The sequence below is a fragment of the Luteibacter sp. P4_D7_3 genome (assembly GCF_056401735.1).
Genome location: NZ_JBFUIT010000439.1, coordinates 1 through 2,569, shown reverse-complemented (window position 1 = coordinate 2,569; position 2,569 = coordinate 1). Strand labels below are relative to the sequence as shown.

Here is a 2,569-nt window from a genome sequence, read left to right as displayed (position 1 = left end):
GCATAGAACCGGCCATCGCCGGTCCCAAAACCGCGCCACGGCGCCGTTTGCGGCCGGYCCACCCTGAATGTGAAATCGTCCATGGCCAATTCCCAGCGCGACCTCGAACCCGGTATCCGCACCGATCTCGACGGCCGCCTTACCTATGGCGAGTACCTCAGGCTGGATCAGGTGCTCAGTGCCCAGGTACCCCGCAGCCAGCCCGCCCACCACRACGAGATGCTTTTCATCGTCCAGCACCAGACCTCGGAGCTGTGGCTGAAGCTGATGATCCACGAGCTGGACGCCGCCCTGGCGCACCTGCGCGCGGACGACGTGGACGGCACGCTGAAGATCCTGGCCCGGGTCAAGGCCATCCAGCGCCAGCTTTACGAGCAGTGGGGCGTCCTGGAGACGCTCACACCGGCCGAATACCTGCAGTTCCGCGACGTGTTGGGCCCCTCGTCGGGTTTCCAGTCCCTGCAGTACCGCATGGTGGAGTTCCTGCTCGGCAACAAGCACGCCGACATGCTTCGCGTGTTCGAGCACGATCCCGTGGCGCATGAGCGGCTGAAGGTGATCTTCGAGGCGCCGGGGCTTTACGACGAATTCCTGCGTTACCTCGCGCGCCGCGGCCACCCCGTGCCGGTCGACCTGCTGGAGCGCGACCTGACCCAGCCCTGGCGAAGCCAGCCCGCCCTGCTACCCGTGTTCAAGCGGATCTACGAGGACACCGCCCACCATTGGCCTGAGTATCATCTCAGTGAGGAACTGGTGGACATCGAAGAGTCGTTCCAGCTCTGGCGGTTCCGCCACATGAAGACCGTGGAGCGCATCATCGGCTTCCGTGCCGGAACCGGCGGTTCGTCCGGCGTGGCCTTCCTGCGCAAGGCGCTGGAACAGAGTTTCTTCCCCGAACTGATCGAAGTACGCACCATCCTGGGAACGTAAATATTTGACGGGCGGCTGCCCGGACGGTTAAACACCCTGCACGAAGCGTCTTCACGCCCAAGGGAAATGCATGACACCGACCGCCCCAGCCACCGCCAGGCCCGTGCCCGATTACCCGCAGACCCTGGGTCACCCGCGTCCCCTGTGGATGCTGTTCATGACCGAGTTCTGGGAACGCTTTGCGTTTTACGGCATGCGCTGGGCGCTCACGCTGTACATCGTGGCGCAGTTCTTCCACGGCGATCAGGCAGGGCAGGGCTATGCCAGCCGCACCTACGGCTCGTATCTGGCGCTGGTCTACGCGTCGGCCATCTTCGGCGGCTATGTGGCCGATCGCATCCTCGGTTACCAGCGATCCATCCTGGTCGGCGCGGCGGTCATGGGCGCCGGCCTGTTCATGGTGATGGTGCCCAACCAGGACATCTTCCTCATCGGCCTGGCCACGGTGATCGTCGGCAACGGCCTGTTCAAGCCGAACATCTCGTCCCTGGTAGGCCAGATCTACCCGGTGGGCGACGATCGTCGCGACCGCGGGTTCACCATCTTCTACATGGGCATCAACATGGGCGGCTTCCTCGCCCCGTTGGTGACCGGCTGGCTCGCTTCGGTACTGACCGACACGCCGTTGCAGGACAACTACAAGGCCGTGTTCGCCGCCACCGGCTTCGGCATGGTGGTCTGCTTCGTCTGGTTCCTGATCGGCAAGCGCCAGTTGAAGGGCGTCGGCCTGCCGCCGCCGGAGCGCCACGAGGGCAAGAACCTGATCGGCGTCATCATCGGCATTCTCATCGCCATTCCGCTGGTGTACCTGCTGATGGCGAAGGCCGGCGCGATCTTCATCGCCTGGCTGCTCGGCGTGCTGTTCATCGGCGTGGCCGTGATGCTGGTGGTCGAAGCCGTGCGTCACGACCGCATCCAGATCCATCGCGTGATCGCGATGCTGTTGCTGTTCGCCTTCAACGTGCTGTTCTGGATGTTCTTCGAACAGGCCGGTAGTTCCTTCAACTTCCTCGCCCAGAACATCGTCGACCGTCACATGTTCGGCGGCTGGGAATTCCCGACCGGTTGGTTCCAGTCGGTGAATTCGGCGGCGATCCTGGTCTTCGCGCCCCTTGTGGCGCTGGCCTGGGGGTGGTCGGCCCGGCACCGCAAGGAGCCGTCAATCCCGCGCAAGTTCGGTCTCGGCCTGATCTTCAACGCACTGGCCTTCCTGGTGCTGATGTACGCGCTGAAGAGCCTGGTCGGCGGCGACGGCCTCATCCCGTTCTGGCCGCTGGCAGCGTGCTACGTACTGCAGACCATCGGTGAGCTGTGCCTGTCGCCCATCGGCCTGTCGATGGTGACCAAGCTGGCGCCGATGCGCGTGGTGGGCCTGGCCATGGGTGGCTGGTTCCTCTCCACGGCCATTGGCAACAATCTCTCGGGCCTGCTCGCCGGCCATATCAGCGGCGAAACCGGCATGACGGTGGGCTCGGCGCTGAGCGGCTTCACTTTCAGCTTCGAGCTGCTGGTGGGCGCGGGCATCCTGCTTTTCCTCATCGCGCCGCTAATCAACCGGCTGATGCACGGCGTCAAGTAAGCCGCGCTCTGGCGATCGCCCTTGCTCGGTAGGAGCCGATTCATCGGCGATCCCTAACGG

The 2,569-nt window shown here is 64.2% G+C and carries 2 protein-coding genes; both read left to right on the top strand.

The annotated features are described in order from the left end of the window. The first annotated feature begins 81 nt into the window (after positions 1-81). Positions 82-930, top strand: coding sequence for a tryptophan 2,3-dioxygenase (locus AC1DSN_RS21230; protein ID WP_477332708.1), 849 nt, complete (start codon positions 82-84; stop codon positions 928-930). A gap of 70 nt (positions 931-1,000) precedes the next feature. Then, complete coding sequence (locus AC1DSN_RS21225) at positions 1,001-2,509, top strand: peptide MFS transporter (protein WP_213949610.1); 1,509 nt, start codon at positions 1,001-1,003, stop codon at positions 2,507-2,509. The last annotated feature ends 60 nt before the right edge of the window (positions 2,510-2,569 follow it).

Bases quoted from the DNA above. Each gene is read 5' to 3' on its own strand.
- AC1DSN_RS21225 (WP_213949610.1), top strand. From the start codon at position 1,001: ATGACACCGACCGCCCCAGCCACCGCCAGGCCCGTGCCCGATTACCCG.